The 20,205-nt window shown below is 71.2% G+C and carries 18 protein-coding genes; 12 read left to right on the top strand and 6 right to left on the bottom strand.

What is annotated here, in order from left to right:
• Positions 1–60: 60 nt before the first annotated feature.
• The 11 genes from OU415_RS06815 to OU415_RS06765 all read left to right on the top strand — a co-directional run bounded on the left by OU415_RS06815 (position 61) and on the right by OU415_RS06765 (position 11,131).
• Positions 61–2,802, top strand: coding sequence for a cation-translocating P-type ATPase (locus OU415_RS06815; RefSeq protein ID WP_270947719.1), 2,742 nt, complete (start codon positions 61–63; stop codon positions 2,800–2,802).
• Between the two features lie 69 nt (positions 2,803–2,871).
• Complete coding sequence (locus OU415_RS06810) at positions 2,872–3,318, top strand: hypothetical protein (RefSeq protein ID WP_270947718.1); 447 nt, start codon at positions 2,872–2,874, stop codon at positions 3,316–3,318.
• On the top strand, positions 3,315–4,226 hold the full coding sequence (locus tag OU415_RS06805; protein WP_270947717.1) for a hypothetical protein: 912 nt from the start codon (positions 3,315–3,317) through the stop codon (positions 4,224–4,226). The genes OU415_RS06810 and OU415_RS06805 overlap by 4 nt, the downstream gene beginning before the upstream one ends.
• A complete protein-coding gene (locus tag OU415_RS06800; protein ID WP_270947716.1) occupies positions 4,213–5,598 on the top strand; it encodes a V-type ATPase 116kDa subunit family protein in 1,386 nt (461 codons plus the stop codon). The genes OU415_RS06805 and OU415_RS06800 overlap by 14 nt, the downstream gene beginning before the upstream one ends.
• Positions 5,595–6,017 (top strand): ATP synthase subunit C, encoded by a 423-nt coding sequence (locus OU415_RS06795; RefSeq protein ID WP_270947715.1) that lies wholly within the window; start codon positions 5,595–5,597, stop codon positions 6,015–6,017. Before OU415_RS06800 ends, OU415_RS06795 begins: the two co-directional genes overlap by 4 nt.
• Positions 6,014–6,244 carry a hypothetical protein gene (locus tag OU415_RS06790; RefSeq protein ID WP_270947714.1) on the top strand — a complete coding sequence of 77 codons (231 nt, stop codon included), beginning with the start codon at positions 6,014–6,016 and terminating at the stop codon, positions 6,242–6,244. The genes OU415_RS06795 and OU415_RS06790 overlap by 4 nt, the downstream gene beginning before the upstream one ends.
• 8 nt (positions 6,245–6,252) lie before the next feature.
• Positions 6,253–6,744, top strand: coding sequence for a hypothetical protein (locus tag OU415_RS06785; RefSeq protein ID WP_270947713.1), 492 nt, complete (start codon positions 6,253–6,255; stop codon positions 6,742–6,744).
• Entirely contained in the window at positions 6,741–8,456 is a 1,716-nt protein-coding gene (locus OU415_RS06780; protein WP_270947870.1) for a V-type ATP synthase subunit A, read from the top strand. The genes OU415_RS06785 and OU415_RS06780 overlap by 4 nt, the downstream gene beginning before the upstream one ends.
• Positions 8,453–9,820, top strand: coding sequence for a V-type ATP synthase subunit B (locus tag OU415_RS06775; RefSeq protein ID WP_270947712.1), 1,368 nt, complete (start codon positions 8,453–8,455; stop codon positions 9,818–9,820). The genes OU415_RS06780 and OU415_RS06775 overlap by 4 nt, the downstream gene beginning before the upstream one ends.
• A 5-nt stretch (positions 9,821–9,825) precedes the next feature.
• Positions 9,826–10,455, top strand: a complete 630-nt coding sequence (locus OU415_RS06770) for a V-type ATP synthase subunit D (protein WP_270947711.1) — start codon at positions 9,826–9,828, stop codon at positions 10,453–10,455.
• A gap of 79 nt (positions 10,456–10,534) precedes the next feature.
• On the top strand, positions 10,535–11,131 hold the full coding sequence (locus OU415_RS06765; RefSeq protein ID WP_270947710.1) for an Rv1733c family protein: 597 nt from the start codon (positions 10,535–10,537) through the stop codon (positions 11,129–11,131).
• A 20-nt stretch (positions 11,132–11,151) separates the two neighbouring features.
• Here the strand turns inward: OU415_RS06765 and OU415_RS06760 are convergent, their stop codons facing one another.
• From OU415_RS06760 to OU415_RS06735, 6 genes are all read right to left on the bottom strand, one after another.
• Positions 11,152–11,679 carry a hypothetical protein gene (locus OU415_RS06760; protein WP_270947709.1) on the bottom strand — a complete coding sequence of 176 codons (528 nt, stop codon included), beginning with the start codon at positions 11,677–11,679 and terminating at the stop codon, positions 11,152–11,154.
• 45 nt (positions 11,680–11,724) lie between these two features.
• Positions 11,725–12,183 (bottom strand): hypothetical protein, encoded by a 459-nt coding sequence (locus tag OU415_RS06755; protein ID WP_270947708.1) that lies wholly within the window; start codon positions 12,181–12,183, stop codon positions 11,725–11,727.
• 59 nt (positions 12,184–12,242) lie between these two features.
• On the bottom strand, positions 12,243–13,220 hold the full coding sequence (locus tag OU415_RS06750) for a DUF6192 family protein (protein ID WP_270947707.1): 978 nt from the start codon (positions 13,218–13,220) through the stop codon (positions 12,243–12,245).
• 136 nt (positions 13,221–13,356) lie between these two features.
• On the bottom strand, positions 13,357–13,965 hold the full coding sequence (locus tag OU415_RS06745; protein WP_270947706.1) for a CBS domain-containing protein: 609 nt from the start codon (positions 13,963–13,965) through the stop codon (positions 13,357–13,359).
• A gap of 14 nt (positions 13,966–13,979) precedes the next feature.
• Positions 13,980–16,751: a formate dehydrogenase subunit alpha gene (gene fdhF, locus OU415_RS06740; RefSeq protein ID WP_270947705.1), complete on the bottom strand. Its 2,772-nt coding sequence runs from the start codon at positions 16,749–16,751 to the stop codon at positions 13,980–13,982.
• Entirely contained in the window at positions 16,751–18,436 is a 1,686-nt protein-coding gene (locus tag OU415_RS06735; protein ID WP_270947704.1) for an NAD(P)H-dependent oxidoreductase subunit E, read from the bottom strand. The genes fdhF and OU415_RS06735 overlap by 1 nt, the downstream gene beginning before the upstream one ends.
• Before the next feature lie 155 nt (positions 18,437–18,591).
• Here OU415_RS06735 and OU415_RS06730 point away from each other — a divergent pair.
• On the top strand, positions 18,592–20,205 hold a 1,614-nt coding region (locus OU415_RS06730), incomplete at its 3' end, for a GNAT family N-acetyltransferase (RefSeq protein ID WP_270947703.1).

Genomic DNA, 20,205 nt, shown 5'->3' with positions numbered 1-20,205 from the left:
GGGCTCGTGGTGAGCATGGACACGGAGCTCGGTTCGTCGAGAGCGGTTGGTCGGGGATTGATGAGGAGCCAACGCGATTCGTGGGTGCGGCCACCTGATTTGGATCCGGAGGAGGCCGCGCAGTTGCTCCTGCGTGACTTGCGCAGTTCGCGCAGGGGGCTGACGAGCGCGGAAGCGCAGCGCCGCCTCGTGCAGTACGGGCGGAACGAGCTGCAACGGCGGGGCGGGCTGCGGTGGCCGGGGGAGCTGGCGCGCCAGTTCACCCACCCGCTGGCGCTGCTGCTGTGGCTCGCTGCGGTTCTGCTCTGGGTCGTGGGTTCGCAGGTCGTCGCGGTGGCGGTGCTCCTGATCATCGTGCTCAACGCCGCGTTCGCCTTCGTGCAGGAGGTGGAGGCCGAGCGGGCCGTCGAAGCCCTGGCGAAGTACTTGCCGTTGCAGGCCCGGGCGGTGCGCGACGGTTCGCCCCGGGAGGTCGACGCCGCGGAACTGGTGCCGGGCGACATCGTGGTCATCGCGGAAGGGGATCGCGTCGCCGCCGACATCCGGCTGCTGGCGGGCGCTGTCGAGGTGGACATGGCGGCGTTGACGGGCGAATCGGTGCCCGCGTTGCGCTCGGCGTCCATGCTCGACGTCGACGTTCCGGTGCTCGCGGCGCACGATCTGGTCTTCAGCGGGACCAACTGCACCGGGGGCGAGGCGCACGGCGTGGTCTACGCGACCGGCGCGCACACCGAGCTGGGGCGGATCGCCGCGCTGTCCGAGCGCGTGGAGCAGGAGCTGAGTCCGCTGGAGCGGCAGGTCCGCCGGGTGGCGTGGTTGATCGCGGCGGTGTCGGTGGCGCTGGTCCTGGCGTTCATCCCGTTGGCCACGCTCGGTGCGCACCTGTCGCTGGTCAATTCGCTCGTCTTCGCTGCGGGGCTGCTGGCCGGGATGGTGCCGGAGGGCCTGCTGCCGGTCATCACGCTCGCTCTGGCTGTCGCGGTGCGTGCTTTGGCGTCGTCGTACGGGGCGTTGGTGAAGCGGCTGTCCGCGGTGGAAACCCTGGGCTCGACCGATGTCATCTGCACCGACAAGACCGGAACGCTGACCGAGAACCGGATGCACCCCACCGCGGTCTGGACGGCTGCCGGTCAGGTCGACCTCGACGCGGGCCGGCGGGAGCCCGACTCCGCGGTGCGTGCCCTCGGCCGCGTCGCTGCGGCGTGCAACAACGCCCGGTTGTCCGACGGCGAGCAGCCGAGCGGGGATCCGACCGAGGTCGCGCTCCTCGAGGCGGCACACGAGGTGGGGGTGAACACCGAGGTGGCCGAGCGCGAAGCGATGCGCCGCTGGCAGTTCCACTTCGACCCCGAGCTGAAGCTCATGTCGACCATCGACGTGCACGACGGCGGCCTGGCCGTGCACGCCAAGGGCGCACCGGAAGCACTCGTCCCGCTGTGCACTTCGTGGCTGGACGAACGGGGGAGCGAAGCCCCGCTCGATGCTGCCGAGCGATCCCGCATCACCGGTCAGGTCGATCGTTTCGCCTCCGGCGGGCTCCGGGTCCTGGCGCTGGCGCAACGCGCGCTACCGGCGGGGAAGCGACCGCCGCACCGGCGCGGGGACGCCGAGCGCGAGCTCTGCTTCGTCGGCCTGGTCGCCATGCTGGATCCACCGCGCGCCGGTGTCGCCGAGGCGGTCGCGCACTGCCGCACGGCCGGTATCCGCATCATCGTGATCACCGGCGACCACCCGAAGACGGCTGCGGCGATCGCCCGACGCGTGGGCATCACCGGCGAGCACCCCGCGGTCGTCAGCGCCGAGCTGCACGACGTCGAGCTGGACTCCTTGCTGCGCGGCGAACCGGAGGTCATCTTCGCCCGCGCATCCCCGGAAGCGAAGTTGCACGTCGCCAACGCGTTGCGCGAACAAGGGCACGTGGTCGCCATGACCGGTGACGGGGTCAACGACGCCCCGGCGCTGCGCCGGGCCGACATCGGAGTGGCGATGGGGCGTTCCGGCACCGACGTCGCGCGGGAGGCCGCGACGATGGTGCTGACCGACGACAACTTCGCGTCGATCGTCGCTGCGGTCCGGGCTGGGCGGAGGATCTACGACAACGTCCGCAAGTTCATCATTTACATCTTCGCCCACGCCACACCGGAGACCGTGCCGTTCCTGGTCTTCGCGCTCAGCGGCGGTGCGATCCCGCTTCCCCTGACGATCCTGCAGATACTCGCCTTCGACGTGGGCAGCGAGACGCTGCCAGCGCTGGCGCTCAGCCGCGAGCCCGCTGAGCCGGGGATCATGCAGCGGGCGCCCCGACCCCGGGTGGAAGGGGTGATCCGCCCTCCGATGCTCCTGCGCGCGTGGCTGTTCCTCGGGCTCGTCGTCGCGGTCCTGCAGCTGGGCGGCTTCTTCTACGTGCTGGTAAAAGCGGGTTGGCATCCCGGTGCCGCCGTCGACCCGGGACGACCGCTGCACCACGCGTACCAGCAGGCGACGACGATGGCCTTCCTCGGCATGGTCGCCGGTCAGATCGGCACCGCGTTCGCCGTTCGCACCCAGAGCGCCTCGCTGCGTTCGGTCGGTGTGCTGTCCAACCCCTACCTGCTGGCCGCGATCGCGGGGGAGATCGTCATCGTCGCCGTGTTCGTCTACGCCCCGCCGCTGCAGGCGCTGCTCGGCACCGCACCGCTCCCACCTGAGGACCTCCTGCTGCTGATCGCCTTCCCCGTTGTGGTCTGGGGAGCCGACGAGCTGCGCAAGTACTTCCTGCGCCGCAACCGGCCCGTGGACGAAGGCGCCGGCCGAGGTGGATGAACGGTGTGCGCGGGTGGGTGGTCTGCGCGACCATCGGTGCATTCAGACCGCGTGTGAGGGGGACGCGGGATGCTGCGACTTCGCCGGTTCTTCGAGCGCTTCCGCCCAGCGGGCACGCCCGGCGCTGCGGCCCGTAGAGGAGTGCCTGCCGATCGCGTGGCGGAGTTGGCCGCTGAGCTGGCACCGGTGTTCGAACTGCTGGCGGACACCGAGGCCGAGGCGGAGCGGATCCGCGCGGCGGGGCGGCAGGAGGCCGAGCTGGTTCGGCAGCGGGCGCGGGAGCAGGCGGACGCGATCGTCGCCGATTCCGGGATGCGGGCGGCCGAGGCGCGTGCAGCGGTCGTGTCCGAGGCGTACCGGCAGTCCGCGGCGGAATCGGTGCGCACTGCCGCATCGGCGGACCGCGCTGCGGACGAGTTGAAGGCGCTTGCCCGTGAACGCATGCCGGCGATGGCCGATCGAGCCGTGGCCGTGGCGCTGACGGCTCTCGGCGAATCGCCGGAGACCACGCCATGAGTGCGGCGTGGAGCGCCGGGTGCGTGCGGGCCAGGTCGATGCTCAGCCGCCGCGTGGGAGCGGGTGGTGCGCGGGAACTGGCGTCGCGCGCTTCGTTGGAGGAGGTGTTGCAGCAGCTCGCGGCAGGGCCGTACCAGCGCGGGATTCGTCCCGGCCAATCGCTGGAGGACGCCCAGCGGGCAGTGGCTGCGACGGTGCTGTGGCACCTGCGCGTGCTGGCGGGTTGGTTGCCCCGCGAAGGTGCGGAGTCGGTGCGGGCGCTGGCGGGCTGGTTCGAGGTGGCCAACGTCGTGGAGCAGGTCCAGCAGCCGGGGACTCCGCCGTACCTGCTGGGTTCGCTGGCCGTGTCGTGGCCGAGGTTGGCTCGGGCGGCGAGCCCGGAGCAGATGCGGGAGGAGCTCGCCGCGTCGCCGTGGGGTGATCCCGGTGGATCGGATCCCCGGACGATCGCCGTGGGAGTGCAGTTCGCGTGGGCGGTGCGGGTGGCCGAGCGCGTGCCGCGAGCGCAGGACTGGGCAGCTGGTGGCGCCGCGCTGCTTTTCGCCCGCGAGCGCTTCCTCGCCGAACAGCCGCTGGCGGAACCGGCCGTCCGCCGAGCTGCCGTCCTGCTCGGCGCCGATGCCGTCGGATCCGCTTCGTTCGCCGACCTGCGGGCCCGGCTGCGCGGCGACGCGCGATGGGTTCTGTCCGATGTGGACGGTCCGGGTGAGCTGTGGCGGGCGGAGGTCCGCTGGTGGGACCGAGTGGCCCGGGACGCCCTCAAGCTGTTGCGGACGACCGGGTTCGGGCCGGACGTTGTGGTCGGGTGCGCGGTGTTGCTGGGGGTGGATGCCCGGAAGGTGCGGGCTGCGCTGGAGATCTCGGCTCGAGGTGGTCGACCGTTGGAGGCCTTCGATGTCCTGGCGTGAGGCGGTGCTGCCGGTCCGGATGCAGCGAGTGGCCGTTCTCGCGCCGGCTGATTCGCTCCGCGAGGTGCTGGTGCGCGTGGCTGGAGCCGGGGTGGTCCAGTTCGAGCCGGGCGGGGAGGCGGAGCAGCGGCTGCATCGCGCGGGAGGGGGCGAGGTCGCGCCGAAGTTGGCGGCGCAGCGGCCCGACCTGGACCTCCTGGAACGGACTGGCAGGGCGGATCTCCTGGCCGGTGAGGCAGAGCTCGAAGGCCACTCGGCTATCGCGGTTCGACGTGGCTCGGTGGCTGGGCTGGCCGGGTGGTGCGCGCGCCCGGATCTGCCCGGACTGGCCGAAGACCTGGCGGCGATCGGTGGCGCGGTGGTGCCGCTTCCCGCTCCGCGCGGTGTTGATCCACCGACGTCGCTGCGCGCGGGCGGTGCGGTGCGGCGGTCGTTCTCCGGCGTGGTGCGGACCTACGGCACCGTGGCGTATCCCGACGTTGATCCGACGTTGCCGGCCGGGGTCGCCTACGTGCTGATGTTCGGGATGATGTTCGGCGATCTCGGGCACGGCCTACTGCTGGTGCTGGCCGGAGTGCTGCTGGCGTTCGGGCGGCCGAGTCGGCTGGCGAAGTGGCGTCACGTGTGGCCGTTCGTGACCGGTGCCGGTGCCACCGGTGCCGTGTTCGGCCTGCTGTACGGGGAGTTCTTCGGCCCGACCGGAGTGGTGCCCGTGCTGTGGCTGGCACCGCTGGCCGAGCCGATCCGGTTGCTGACCTCGGCGGTCGCTGTCGGCGCGGTGCTGCTCGCAGCGGCGTACGCGGTCGCGATCGTCAACCGGTGGCGCGAGGGCGGTCCGCAGCTCGCTGTCTACGCCTCGTCGGGGATCGCTGGAGCGGCGCTGCTCCTCGGCATCGGGTGCGTGGCAGGCGGGCTCTACCTGTCCAGCGGCGTGCTGGCTGCGGTGGGGGGAGGTGTTGCGGTCGTGGGAGTTCTGCTGGCCGGTGCCGGGTACTACGCGACGACGAGCGGCGGGGCAGCGGGCGCGCTCCAATCGGGTGTGCAGGCGTTCGACGCCGTTGTCCGCGTCGGTTCGAACCTGGTTTCCTTCGCGCGGCTGGCCGCTTTCGGGCTCACCCACGCCGCGCTGGGCTGGTTGGTGTGGCAGGGCACCACCGCGTTGTTCGGAGCGGGTCCGCTGGGGGTGTTGGCGGCGATCGGTCTCTTCGCGGCGGGAAACGCCCTCGCCTTCGCGCTGGAGGCGCTGGTGGCCGGGATCCAGGCCCTGCGGCTGGAGTTCTACGAGCTGTTCTCGCGCGTTTTCGCCGTCGAGGGCAGGCCTTTCCAGCCCTGGCACGTGCCGGTGGTGGAGTTTCCGGAGGAGGAGCCGTGATCGCCTGGTTGCTGGGGTTGCCCGTGTTCCTGGTGGCGGTGCTGGGGGCGCTGCTCCTGCTGCGGCGCAAGGGTCGTGCGGTGCTGGGGGTCTTCCTCGCACTGGACGTGGTTCTGCTGTTGGCGGCCCTCGTGGTGCTGATCGCGGTGGTGACGGGCGGTGCCGCGGAGGCCGTTCCCGCCGCGGTTCCGCCGGATCCTGCGGGCGGGAACTGGGCGGCACTGCTCGGCGCGGCGATCTCGGTCGCGGGTTCGTCGATCGGCGCGTCGATCGCCGTGGCCTACACCGGTGCGGCGGCGTTGGCCGCGCTCAGCGAACGGCCCGAGCTGTTCGGCAGGGCCATGGTCATCGTCGGGCTGGCCGAGGGGATCGCCATCTACGGGTTGATCGTGTCGGTCATCCTCATCGGCAAGGCGTGACCGCCGTGGGCACCGTGGTGGCGATCGGGGAGCGGCTCAGGGTGCAGGGCTGGTGCCTCGCCGGAGTCGTCGTCCTGGCGGCGGACGACGCGAGGGCGGTGCAGCGGTCGTGGGAGGAGCTGGACGCCGGCGTCGCGGTGGTGATCTTGACGCCGACCGCTGCCGAGGCCCTCAGCGAGCGGCTGGACGGGCGCGCATCACCCCTCGTCGTGGTGCTGCCGCCATGACCGCCCCGATGCGGAATGCACTGGTTCCGCTGCGCGATGGCGTGATCGCGCGAGCCCAGCGCGAGGCCGACGCGGAACTGCGTGTCGCACGCCGGGAAGCCGAAACCTTGATCGCCGAGGCTCGGGAGGCCAGCAGCGCCGCCGTCGACGAAGCGGTTGCGCGGGGTCGCGAGGACGCCGCAGCCGCACGCAGCGCGGAAGAGGCCCGGCGCCGTCGGTCCGAGCGTGCGGTCGAGCTGGCCGCGCAGCGCGAGGTCTTCGAGGAACTGATCGGTGAGGTCACCGCCCGGCTCTCCCAGCTGGACGACCAGGCGCTGCGGGATCGGTTGCGGGGCAGGGTGCGATCGGCTCTCGGCAGCGAGGCGGAGGTGGTCGACGCACCCGGTGGCGGCGTGATCGGGCGGGTGCCGGGGCGACTGGTGGATCTCAGCTTCCGGACGGCCGCGGCGCGCGCGGTCGAGGAACTGGGGGCCGACGTGGAACGGCTGTGGACGCCATGAGCGCCGGGCGGGTCAGGCGGGTCGCCGGGCCCCTGGTGGAGGTCGACGGGCTGGGGCCGGTCGCGATGTCGGAGCTGGTCGCGCTCGGCCCCGCAGGCCTGCCGGGCGAGGTCGTGGCGGTCCGCGACGGCGTCGTCACCGTGCAGGCCTACGAGTACACCGGTGGGCTCGCACCCGGCGGACCGGTGCTGCCGAGGGGAACCCCGCTGGTCGCCCACCTCGGCCCCGGCTTGCTCGGCAACGTCTTCGACGGCCTGCTGCGCCCCCTATCCACAGCACCTACGTTCCTGGTCGCGGGAGCAGGCCAGCCGGAGGCGACGAGAACGTGGCAGTTCGAGCCGCGAACGGCGGTGGGCGACCACGTGGCAGCGGGAGATGTGCTCGGCGTCGTGCGGGACGTCGGGCCGCCGGAGTACCGAGTGCTTGTGCCGCCGGGCATCGCCGGCGCGGTGCAGGAACTGGCTGAGGGCGAGCAGCCGCAGGACGCTGTGATCGCGAAGGTCGACGAGACACCGGTGGGCTTGTGGACCGACTGGCCGGTGCGCCGTCCGCGCCCGCACCGGGGGAGGCGTGAGGAGGTCGGGCCCCTGCACACGGGACAGCGCGTGCTGGACGTGCTGTTCCCCGTCGCGCGTGGCAGCACAGCTGGGGTTCCGGGAGGTTTCGGCACCGGCAAGACCGTGCTGCTGCAGCAGGTGGCCAAGTGGTGCGACGCCGACGTGATCGTCTACGTCGGTTGCGGGGAGCGCGGCAACGAGATGGCCGAGATCGTCGCCGAGCTGTTCGCGCTCGACGATCCGCGCACCGGCGGGCGGCTCGCCGATCGCACGGTGGTCATCGCCAACACCTCGAACATGCCGATGATGGCTCGGGAAGCCAGCATCTACACCGGGGTCACCGTCGCCGAGCACTTCCGCGACATGGGCCACGACGTCGTGGTCATCGCCGACTCCACCTCCCGCTGGGCCGAAGCGCTGCGCGAGTTCGCCTCCCGCACCGGGGCGCTACCCGCGGAGGAGGGGTACCCCGCCGATCTGGCGTCGGCGCTGGCGGCGTTCTACGAGCGGGCCGGAGCCGTCGATGCGCTCGGCGGATCGGCGGGGTCGGTGACCATCCTGGGCGCGGTGTCCCCGCCGGGCGGGGACGTCACGGAGCCGGTGACCGTCCACACCGAGCGGTTCGTGCGGTGCCGGTGGGCGCTCGACCGGGATCTGGCCTACGCGCGGCACTACCCGGCGGTGTCGTGGTCGGAGTCGTTCTCCCGGGATGCCGAACTCGTGGCGCGCCACCAGGAGCGGTCCGGTGATCCGGGCTGGTCCCGGCGCCGCGCCCGGGTGGTGGACCTGCTCGCCGAGTCCGATCGGCTGGCCGAGTTCGCCGAGCTCGTCGGGGTCGGTGCGCTGCCGGAGCGGGAGCGGGTGGTGCTGCTCGGCGGGCGGTTGCTGCGCGAAGCGGTCCTGCAGCAGAACGCATTGTCCACATCGGACTCGTTCTGCCCGCCGGAGAAGGCGGTGGCGCTGGTGGAAGGTGTGCTGGCGGTCGCCGACGAGTGCCAGCACCTGGTGGGGGCGGGGGTCACCGCCGAATCGGTCGAGGAGTTCGACTTCACGCCCCTGGCGCGCGTGCGGGAAGAGGTCGGCCCGCACGACGCGGCGGAAGCCGAGCGCCGGTGCGGTGCGGTGCTCGCCCAGCTGCAGGAGTTGGCGCCGTGACCGCCGGGCCGCGCGTCGAGTACACCGGGATCCGCGAGCTGCGCGGCCCGCTGGTGGTCGTCACCGGGGTGCGCGGCGTCGGCTGGGACGAGTTCGCGCGGATCCGGCTGGCCACCGGGGAGGTCCGGCACGGCCTCGTGCTGGAGGCCGACCGGGACCTGGCCGTCGTCGAGGTGCTGGAGGGCACCGCCGGGATGGACACCGCCGGAACCCAGGTGGAGTTCACCGGTGAACCGCTGCGCATCCCGGTCGGGCCGGGCTGGCTGGGGCGCGTCTGCAACGGCCGCGGCGACCCCGTCGACGGCGGACCGCCGGTGTTCGGCGCACGGCTGGCCGAGGTGTCGGGAGCGCCGATCAACCCGGTGCACCGCGAACCCCCGGCCGAACCCGTGCTCACCGGTCTGTCCGCAGTGGACGCCTTGACCACGCTGGTGCGCGGGCAGAAGCTGCCGGTGTTCTCCCCGCCGGGCCTGCCGCACCTGGAGCTGGCGACGCAGATCGCGGCGCAGGCCACCGCCGTGGGCGAGCCGTTCTCGGTGGTGTTCGCAGGCATGGGCCTGACCCACGGCGACGTCGCGCACGTCCGAGACTCCCTGGCCCGCCGGTCCGCCGCCGGTGAGCTCGTGCTGCTGGTCAACACCGCCGACGAGCCGGTGATCGAGCGGATCCTCACCCCGAGGCTGGCGCTGACCATCGCCGAGGAACTGGCCTTCGACGCGGGCCGGCACGTGCTCGTCGTGCTCAGCGACATGACCAGCTACGCCGAGGCCCTCCGCGAGATCTCCGCGGCGCGGGGCGAGATCCCGGGGCGCCGCGCCTACCCCGGTTACCTCTACAGCGACCTGGCCGCGATCTACGAGCGGTGCGGCCGGATCCGGGGCCGGGCGGGGTCGGTCACGGTGCTGCCCGTGCTCACCATGCCGGGCGGCGACATCACCCACCCCGTGCCCGACCTGACCGGCTACATCACCGAAGGCCAGGTCGTGCTGTCGCGAGAGCGGAGCGGTTACCCGCCGGTCGACCCGCTGTCCTCGCTGTCCCGGCTCATGCGCGCTGGAGCGGGCCCGGACCGGACCCGCGCGGACCACCTGCCGGTGGCCGCGCAGCTCGTCGCGGCGCTCGCGCGGGCCCGGCAGGTGCGGGAGCTCTCCGACCTGATCGGAGCGACGGCGTTGAGCCGGACCGACCGGGCCTACCTCGAGTTCGAGGAGGCGTTCCGGCGCGACCTGGTCGCCCAGCGCCCGGACGAGTCCCGCAGCTTCGACGACACGCTCGACCGCGCCTGGCGGGTGCTCCTGCACCTCCCGGTCCGCGAGCTGACCATGCTGCCGCGCGAACTCGTCGACCTCCACCGAGCCGGGTGATCGGGATGGCCGAGATCAGGATTCCGCCGGGGCGCGCAGGCCGCTTGCGGCTGCGCCGCCGGCTGGAGGTCGCCGAACGCGGCGCTGCCCTGCTGGACCAGAAGTTGCGGGCCCTGCAGCAGGAGGAGCACCAGTTGGCGGCCCGCGCGGAAGCCAGCGGCCGGGACTGGGCGCGGTCGGCTGCGGCGGCCGAAGACTGGTTGCTCCGCGCAGTCCTGCTCGGTGGCCAAGGCGGGCTGCGCCTGGCGGATCCGGGATCGCCGGTGGACGTGTCCGTGCACTGGACGGCGTCGATGGGGGTGCGCTACCCGGTCGGCGTCAGCCGCACCCCGCCGTCCCACGAGCGCACCTCGGTCCCGTGCGGTCCGGCGATGATCGAAGCGGCAGAAGCGCACGACACCGCGCTCGACGTCGCGCTGCGGCACGCCGCCGACCGCACGGCGCTGCGGCTCGTCCGCGCCGAGATCGCCACGACCCGGCAGCGGGTGCGCATGCTGCGGCGGCACTGGATCCCGAAGCTGCGAACCGCCCTGATCGCCGCGGACTTCGCACTCGAAGAGCAGGAACGGTCGGAAGTCTTGTTGCGGAGGTGGGCACGCGACGAAGGGCGACCGCCCGGTTCTGAGCCGAGCTGACGGTTTGCTGGGCCGAAGGACTCTTAAGCGGGAACCGCGAATCGAACAGCCTGGAATCAGTCCGTTCCAGGAGCATCCGATGAATCTTCGCCGGTGTGCGCGGTCGATGGGGCTGACGTCGAATCCGTTGCGGCGCCGCTTGGACAAGGTCGTCGCCACGTTGGTTCTCGGACTGGTCCTCTTCGCCATCTTCGGTGTCCCGGTGGTGGCGGTCGTAGTGGGGGAGACGTCGTACGACGCGGCCTCGCGCGCTGCCGCAGCCGCCGCTGCCACGCGGCACCCGGTCAACGCGACCGTGCTCAAACCTCACATTGCCGACGCAGTCGGGACCGCCCCCGACGTCAAGCCCCAGCACTACTCGGCCGAGGTGCGCTGGACGGGGGCGGACGGAACTCCGCACTTCGCGACGGCCGCGGTGGCACCGAGCGCCGACGTGGGCAGCGCGGTCCAGCTGTGGGTCGACACCTCGGATCGGCTCTCGGCACCTCCGCTGAGCGAACGGCAGATCCGCGGGGCGGCCACCATGTCGGCATTCGGAGCTTTGGTGTCGGGAGAGGTGCTGTGCATCGTGCTCGTCACCTGCGTCCGAGCTGTAGGAGAGGCACTGGCATCCCGTTCCTGGGGCAGGGAGTGGGAAGTCGTCGGACCGAAGTGGACCCGCCGCCAGCAGTTCTGAGCCGCGGACGTCTTGATCAGCTACCCAAGCCCTGCCGCCTGCGAGCCTCGGTAGTCGTCGAGGGCACAGGTGAGGTCATGCAGGAAGTGGCCGGCTGAATCCAGGATTGAGGACAGGGCGGGGTCGTTCGCCGTGCGCTGCTGGAGCCGGTAGGCGTTGATGAGGTTGGCGGTCAGCATCGCCGCATCCGAGGCCATGCATTCCAGTGGGTCGTTTTCTCCGGCCATGGTCAGGTCGAAGGCAGTGCGGACCGAGCGAAGTGCGAGCAGTCGTAGCCGCGTGTCGCCGCCCTGAACATCTCCGATCAGATTGTGGTAGCCCATCAGGAAGTCGGTGAACCCATCAGGTGGGTCGTCATTGGGGTCGGCGCGCACGGACGCATCGAGGTCGATCTTGGCCGCCAACACACCCAGCAGCAGGGCAGCGTCACGGGGCCGTGGGCCGTGCGGGCGTGCTACGGGATCGGCGATCGGGGCAGCACCCAGTTCAGCCAGTGCCCGGTGCACCGCCCGTGCACTGGCTGGGCCCGCACGGCGCGAAGCGGCCATGAGATCGAGTTCTTCTCCTTCGGCTCAGTCAGCGGCTGTCGAGCCTTATCGACGTCGGCTCTTGGTCGGGCGCTTGCGTTGGGGGATCTTGACGGGCTCAGGCAGGCCGCGGGCTGCCAGTTCCATTCGCTCGGCTTGCCGCAGCATGTAGCTGATGTCGTCCTGGTAGAGCTTGAGCACCTCGTACTGGGCGACCTGGTCGCCGAACGGCTCAATCGACCCTGTGAGCATCCGTTTGAGCTCGGTGCGGATCCGGGTCAGCTTCCACTTGATGTTCTCGGCGACCTTGGCCGGGTCGGTGGTGACGATGTAGGCACCGCGGAAGGCGATGAAGACTTTGCCCTTCTCGCGTGCGATGAAATCCCAGATGTAGGCCTTCAGGCGGGTGAACTGGTTGTAGGTCGCGCCGATATCACCCATGATCTTCTCGCGCGGAACCAGGACGTCTTCCCCCGCAGCCTCGCAGACCTGCCAAGCCAGCCCTGCCAGGTGCTGAGTGGGCACTGGTGCGGCCCGTGAGTGCTTCTTTGTGGTGTTCGAGCGGGTTGTAGGGCGGGTCATGACTAGTCATCGCCTTGGGAAAGCAGTCGCTCCAGTGCTTCGTCCATCGACGTGTCGCCGGTGGTGACCGCGCTGTCGGCCCAGTCCAGAGCCACGCGGATGCGACGGTGGTTGTCCAGGATGGCCCGGACTTCCTGCTCGGTGAACTCGGAGACATGCATGTACGGGATGAGGCGCTGCAGCTCGACGAGGTAAGTGGTGCCGATTCCGATCAGTTCAAGAACCTCGTGGGAGGCCCGGGTGTAGTCCACAGCAGACTCCCGTCTGCGGACCTGCCGGGCGATGTCGTCGGAGTCGTCGTGTTCGTGTTCATGTGCGGCGGCGTGCGCTGCCTCGGCGGCTTGCCGGCGCTGCTCGTGGTGCGCCCGGTACACGGCGCGCTGGGTGGCGGGATCAGCCATCACTTGGTGGGCGACGTTGCTGCGGTTCTGCAGGATGCTGCCGACGGCCTCGGCGGCGTACTCGTCCTGTTCGAGCAGCACCCGGACGCGGTCCAGCTTCTCGTCCTTGGTTAACGGCCGGTGCGGAAGGCGCCCAGCCTGCCGCAACGCGGCGTCCTCGGTCCAGTACGGGATTCCTTCCGGCGGCTCGTAGATCAGTTCGAATCTGTTGTCGAGAGCTTCCAACGACCTGTGGATCGCCCAGGAGACATCGGGATTGCGCTTTTCCGGCGGCCATCGCAGCGCGATGGACCGGTACTCCAGCAGCGTGTGGACGTTGATTCCGATGGCATCGGCGTAGCGGTCCATCACGGCGAAGACCCCCTGGTTCCCGCCCGAGCCGCGGGACGGGACCATCTTCAGCGTGAGGTCACCCAGGCGGAACTGGATACGGGTCTCTTCCTGAACCAGCTCTTTCCCCTGCCTGACATACCTACCCCAGTCGCGATCAGTGAAGCGCTTGGGAAATGGGCTGGTGATCTTCGGCTTCGTCATGATGCCTCCCCAGGCATCAAAATCCGCGCACGCAAGATCAAGCATGCCCGGAAGGGTTGCAGTCCCGTGCGTATCTAGTCTGTCGCGCTCAGCCCATGAGCACAAGCAAATGTGCAGGTCAGGGCCCTATGCAAGCGAGCAGATCTCTTCGGTTTTCCAGTCACCTCCCGGAATGCGGTGGTTAGGGACTGGCAGCGGGGGCTTCGAGCACAGTTACCTGGCGTGCCCCCGGGGCTGCTAGCGCCAGCGCGCGTGCGATGTGGTGGCGGGACGGGGCGTTGACCGGGTCCGTGATCACGACCGCACCGTTGCGCACCTTCACTGCCCAGTCTTCGAACCCACCGCAGCGATCGAGGTTGCGGCGGATGATGCGGCCGATCTCGGTGTCGTCCAGGGTGAGTCCACGCATGAGGTCGCGTCTGGTGACGATGCCGACGACGACGCGGTTCTGCACGACGGGTACGGCGCGCAGGGCGTGTTTGAGCATCATCTCGGCGATGTCGGCGCAGTCGGTGTCCGGCGCAGCCGTGCGGACCTTCCGCGTCATGACTTGGTCGACGACGGCTGGCGGTGCGCCGCGCGGCTCGTCGTGGACCGCGCTGCGGGCATCGTGCGGAATCGCGCCTCGGATCAGGTCGGCCTCGGTGACGATGCCGATGAGACGCTTGTCTTCAGCAGTCACCGGCAACGCGGTGAAGCCGTGCTCTACCAGAACCGCGGCCGCGGTCCGGACCGAGCCGAAGTCGTGGACGGTGATCACCGGCCGCGACATGATGTCCTGGGCTTGCATCTGCCCTCCCGCGCTCAACGGTCGCCGCTGCGGGAGCCTGCGATGTCCACTGTGCCGGTATCGCTGGGTGATGGGGAGGGGCGATCGGCCTCGATGGACGATGCGGAAGGCTGCTGCCCGGCGGGTTGGACGCGCACTGCGGTGACCTTGTACTCGGGGCAGCCGGTGACGGTGTCGGTGTGGTGCGAGGTGAGGTCGTTCAGCGCTGCGTCGGGGAAGTGGAACGCCGCGAAGACCTGCCCTGGTACGACGTCCCGGCTGAGGTGGGCGGTCAGGGTGGTGCGGCCCCGGCGACTGGTGATGGTCACGGCCGCGCCTTCCGCCACGCCCAGCTGCGCGGCGTCGGCGGGGTGGATTTCGAGGGTTTCGGCTGGTACCAGTGCGGTGTTGTCGGTGCGGCGGGTCATGGATCCGGTGTTGTAGTGGACCAGCCGTCGGCCGGTGACCAGCAAGTGCGGGAACTGCGCATCGGGTTGTTCGCCTGGTGGGAGGTAGGGGCGCGCGGCGAGCGCGGCCCGGCCGTCTGGGGTGGCGAACCCGTTCAGGTGGAGGACGGCTTCGCCTGGTTCGTCGGATGCGCGGCACGGCCAGTGCAACGGGCCTTCTGCGTCGAGTCGTTCGTGGGAGATACCGGCGAAAACCGCTGTTAGGGAGGCGCATTCGGCCATCGCGTCGGCAGGTTCGGGCAACCCGAGGTCTGCGCCCATTGCGCTGGCGAGGCGGTTCAAGATGTCGAAGTCGGTGGCAGCGCTTCCAGGTGGTGCGAGGGCAGGCCGGACCCGTTGGAAGCGGCGGTCGAAGTTGACGAAGGTGCCGTCCTTCTCCAGGAACGACGCCGCGGGCAGGACGACGTCGGCGTGTTCGGCGGTCTGGGAGCGGAAGAGCTCGTGGCAGACCACGAGCTCAGAGGCTTGCAGTGCGGCGCGGACGTGGCCGGCGTTCGGGTCGCTGGCTGCGATGTCCTCGCCGATGACGTGCAGGGCACGCACCTCGCCCGTGATCGCAGCGTCGAACATCTGCGGGATGCGCAGACCGGGGCGTTCCGGAACCGGACGTCCCCAAGCCGCGCCGAAGCGGTCGCGGAGCACGGGATCGGTGACGGGCTGGTAGCCGGGTAGGACGTCCGGGAGCGCGCCCATGTCCGATGCGCCTTGGACGTTGTTCTGCCCGCGCAGCGGGAGGATTCCGCAGCAGCCGGGGGTTCCGACCGCGCCCCGCAGGATGGCGAGGTTGGCTAGGGTGCGCACGCCGTCGGTGCCGTGGGCGTGTTCGGTGACGCCTAGTCCATAGATGATGACGGGGTGCTCTGCCCGGCCGAAAGTCCTAGCGGCATCTATCAGATCAGCTGATCGAACATCCGCGAGGTTGGCGACGGTGCCCGGCGCGTAGTCCTGGAGCAGGTCGGTGAGGTCGTCGAGCCCGGTGGTGCGTTCGGTCAGGAAGTCGTGCGCCAGCAGGTCGTCTTCGATCAGTTGGTGCGCCAGCGCGTTGAAGACGGCGACGTTGGATCCGGGCCGGGCCTGCAGGTGGACGTCGGCCAGTGCGGCGAGCTCGGTGCGGCGGGGGTCGATCACGACGAGCCGGGCTCCGGCCAGAACCTGCTGCTTGATCCGGGCGCCGACGACTGGGTGCGCCTCGGTGGGGTTCGCGCCGGCGAGCAGCACGCAGTCCGCGCGGTCGAGGTCGTCGAGCGGGTTGGTGCCGCCGGCGAGCCCGAAGGAGGCGGTCAGTCCGGCGGCGGAGGGGGCGTGGCACAGGCGCGAGCAGTTGTCGATGTTGTTGGTGCCGATGACCGTGCGGACGAACTTCTGGGCCAGGTAGTTCTCCTCGTTGGTGGCGCGTGCGGAGGAGATCATCGCGATGGAGTCGGGGCCGTGCCGGTCCCGGATCCCCGCCAGCCGCCGGGCGACCTCGGTGAGGGCTTCCTGCCAGCTCGTTTCGACGAGGTGGCCGTCGCGTCGCACCAGCGGTGCGATCAGGCGGTCGTCGGCCCTGGTGAAGGTGTGCGCGAAGCGGCCCTTGATGCAGGCGTGTCCGCGGTTGACCGGGGCGCCGTGCGTGGGGGTGATGGCGGCGATGGTGCCGTCGCGGGTGTGGACGTCGAGGGTGCAGCCGACGCCGCAGTAACCGCAGGTGGTCGTTGTCGTCGTGGTGATGGGGGTGAGGTCGAGCAGTCCGGGTTCGGACAGCGCGCCGGTCGGGCAGCTGTCGACGCAGCCGCCGCACCCCACGCAGGGCGAGGAGACCCACGGCCCGCCGTCACCCGCTGCCACGACGGTATCGAAGCCGCGTCCGGTGAGCTCCAGTGCGAAGGTGCCCTGGACTTCGGCGCACATCGCCACGCAGCGCCCGCAGGCGATGCACAGGTCGCGGTCGAGCTTGACGTACGGGTGTGAATGGTCGGTGCCCCGGTCGTGCCCGGCGCCTGCGAAGCTGCCTGCGGTGATGCCGAAGTACGTGCAGGCCCGGACCAGTTCGCTGCGTTCGGCCGGGATTTCCAGCGCTCTCGCGGGGAGTTCGGAGACCATCAGCTCGACCGCGGCCTTGGCGGCCTGCTGAGCTGCGGGGTCGTCGAGCTCGACGTGCATCCCCTCGGCCGCGGGCGTGGTGCAGGAGGCGACGATCCGGCTTGCTGCGCGCACGAGGCAGGTGCGGCAGGAACCGCGCGGCGACAACCTGTCGTCGTGGCAGAGGCTGGGCAGGTCGACGCCGCTGGCGCGCACGGCTTCAAGGACTGTGGCACCGTCTGCGACGTCCACAGCCGTCCGCCCGACCATCACGCGCATCAGCGTGCTCCCGAGCAGAGCTCATCGCGGTAGACGCGGAGCAGGCTGCGCACCGCGCCGGGAACGCTCCGGCCGAACGCGCACAGGCTTCCGACGCCCATCACGTCCAGCAGGTTCTCGTGCTGCGACAGGACTTGCTCCGATCCGGTCGGGAAGCGCTCGGCGAGCTCGCGGCCGCGGCGGGTGCCGACGCGGCACGGGGTGCAGGCTCCGCAGCTCTCGGCGTCGGCGAAGCGCCACACGTGGCGCAGCAGCTCCGGCGCGGTGATCCGGTCGTCGACGGCGACGAGGCTCCCGTGCCCCAGCGCCACACCGGCATCGGCGAGGGCCTCGGCGAGCAGCGGGACGTCCAGGTCGTCGGGGGACAGGAAACCGCCGAGCGGCCCGCCGACCTGCAGGGCGCGCAGCCGATATCCGTCCTCGAGGCCACCGCCGAGGGCTTCGACGAGGTAGCGCAGCGGAACGCCGAACTCGACCTCGTACACGCCGGGGCGGCGGAACCGCTGGCTCAGGCACACCAGCTTGGTGCCGGTCTCGACCCCGCTGCCGAGCTGGGCGTACGCCGCGCCGCCGTGCCGCAGCACCCACGGCACCGCCGCGAGCGTTTCGACGTTGTTGACCGCGGTGGGATGCCCGCCGAGGCCGGACTCGGTCGGGTAGGGCGGCCGGGGCCGGACACTGCCGCGGAAGCCCTGCACGGCGTGCAGCAGCGCCGTTTCCTCGCCGGCGACGTAGGAGCCCGCGCCCTGCACGACCTCGACGTCGAAGTCGAACGGCGAGCCGTGCACGCCCAGCCCGAAATGCCCTGCGGCGCGGGCGGTTTCGACGGCTTCCCGCATCCGCACCACGGCGAGCGGGTACTCGGACCGGACGAACACCACGCCGCGGTTCGCACCGATGGCGAACCCGGCGATGGCGAGCCCTTCCAGGACGCGGGCCGGATCGCTTTCCATCAGCAGCCGGTCGCAGAACGAGCCGGGATCGCCCTCGTCGCCGTTGGCCACCACGAACCGCGGTGCGGGACCGCGGGAGGCGGCGCGCCACTTGTCCGCGACCGGGAACTCCGCACCGCCCCTGCCGCGCAGGCCGGCGAGTGCGACTTCGGCGCGAACCGAGGCCGGGATCCCGGTGCTGACGACCCGCGGCCACACCTGCCACGAGCCCTCCACCTCGGTCAGCCCCGCGAGCGCGACGGCTGTGCGGCTCGCAACGTGGAAGGGGACCGCAGCGCCAGAACTGGCCGGATGCCCGTCGCCGCGCAACTTCTCGCCCAGGCCGGGACCGGTGACCGGGGTGTCTCCGTCGAGGGCTGCCGGTGAGGCGTGGCAGCAGCCCAGGCAGCGGACCTCGGCCAACGACACCGAGCCGTCGGCGCTGGCCTGCCCGGCTCGCACGCCCAGCGCCGCTTCGGCAGCCGCCGTGGGCGAGCCACCGGACGAGACGAAGCACGAGGTGCCCGCGCAGACCCTGACGTGGCGAGCACCGCGCGGGCCGGTGAAGTCCGCGTAGAACCCGGCGGAACCGGTGACGGCGGCGACCGGGCGCCGGAACTCGTCGGCGATGCCGCGCAGGTCGTCCTGGCTGATCCGCTCGTGCCGCCCCGCCGCCGCGTGCAGCTGCCCGAGGACGTCGGTCTCGTCGTGGCCGAACCGCTGCCCCCATTCGGCGAACGCGTCTCGCCCCACGGGTCCCCCTTCGGTGCCGGGGCACCAGGGTGCACCCCGGCATCGACCACGCTGGCAACTCCGCCACCGTGCTGGAAGGGCAAATGGGCCCTATCGTCGCAACCGAGGTGGAGCGTGCTTCCCCCGAGCGGTCTCGGGTGAGAGGAGCCGGTCCGGTGCCAACGGCAGGAAGCGGGGCGAACCCCCGGGCGGACGCGCAGGTCGTGCGCGCGGTGCTGGCCGACGGCAGCGTCGTCACCGTTCGGTCGCTGGCACGTGACGATCTCGCCGAGCTCGAACGCCTGCACACCGCGCTCCCGGCCGAGGACCGCTACCTGCGGTTCTTCGGTGCGCCGTCGGAGACCAGCATCAACAAGTTCCTGCGTGGACTGGTGGAGCCCGGTGGCGCGCACGTGGTGGCGTTGGGTGCGTTCGAGGGGGAGCGGCTGATCGGCGTCGGCCACTTCGAACTCCTGCTCCCGGAAGCGGCCGAGGTGGCGTTCGTGGTCGAGCACGCCCGCCACGCGCGCGGAGTGGCGACCCTGCTGCTGGAGCACCTGGTCGCGGCGGGTCGGCAGCGCGGCGTCCGGACGTTCGTCGCCGAGGTGCTGGCGGAGAACTCGGCCATGCTCCAGGTGTTGCGGGACAGCGGCCTGCCGCACAAGACGCACCTGGACGGCTCGACCTACCAGGTGGAGGTCGAGCTGGACGCCGGCGAGCCGTACCAGGCCAAGGTCGGCGACCGCGAGCGGATCGCGGACGTCGCCAGCCTGCGGCGAGTGCTCAGCCCGGCCTCGGTGGTCGTCATCGGCGCCGGGCACCGGCCCACATCGGTCGGTAACGCCGTGCTGCACAACATCATTCGCGGCGGATACGCCGGACCTGTGCACGCGGTCAACCGCAGCGGCGGCGAGGTCCACGGCGTGACCGCGGTGCGCTCGGTGGCCGACATCTCGGAACCCCCGGAACTCGCCGTGCTGTGCGTGCCCGCGGAGAGCGTGCCCGCCGTTGCCGAGGAGTGCGGTCGGTGCGGAGTGCGCGCGCTCGTGGTGGTGGCTTCCGGGATCACCGGTCGGCCGGAGATCGCCAACGGGCTGCTCACCGCTTTGCGCCGCTGGGGAATGCGGCTGGTGGGGCCGAACTGCCTCGGGCTGGTCAACTCCGACCCGCAGGTCCGGTTGGACGCGACGTTCAGCGCAGCCGGGATCCCGGGTGGTGGGGTGGGAGTGGTCACGCAGTCCGGTGGCGTGGGGATCGCGCTGCTGGAGCGGCTCAGCGCTGCTGGGCTGGGCGTGTCCACCCTGGTGTCCACAGGGGACAAGTACGACGTGAGCGGCAACGACGCGCTGCTGTGGTGGGAGCGCGACGAGCGCACCGAGGTCGGTGTCCTCTACCTGGAGTCCTTCGGGAACCCCCGCAAGTTCTCGTGGCTGGCGCGGCGCATCGGCCGGTCCAAGCCGTTGGTGGTGCTGCGCAGCGGCACCAGTCCGGTGGCGCAGCGCGCCGCCCTTTCGCACACCGCGGCGACCGCCACGCCCAGCAGCACCCGGGATGCGCTGCTGCGGCAGACAGGTGCGATCGGGGTGGACGACCTGGAAGAACTCGTCGCGGTGCTCGGCCTGCTGAGTTGGCAACCGCTGCCCGCGGGGCCGCGGGTGGCCGTGGTCAGCAACGCGGGCGGGCTCGGCGTGCTCGCCGCGGACGCCTGCGTGCGGGCCGGCCTCGAGTTCGCGGAATTCCCGCAGGCGCAACGAGAACTCGAGGACTTGCTGCCGGAGCAGGCCAGCGCG

Origin of the sequence: Saccharopolyspora oryzae (assembly GCF_027853915.1) — a bacterium.
In the GTDB taxonomy this organism is placed as follows: domain Bacteria; phylum Actinomycetota; class Actinomycetes; order Mycobacteriales; family Pseudonocardiaceae; genus Saccharopolyspora; species Saccharopolyspora oryzae.
Note: the sequence above shows the minus strand (reverse complement) of the source record. Positions and strands in the feature narration are given on the sequence as shown.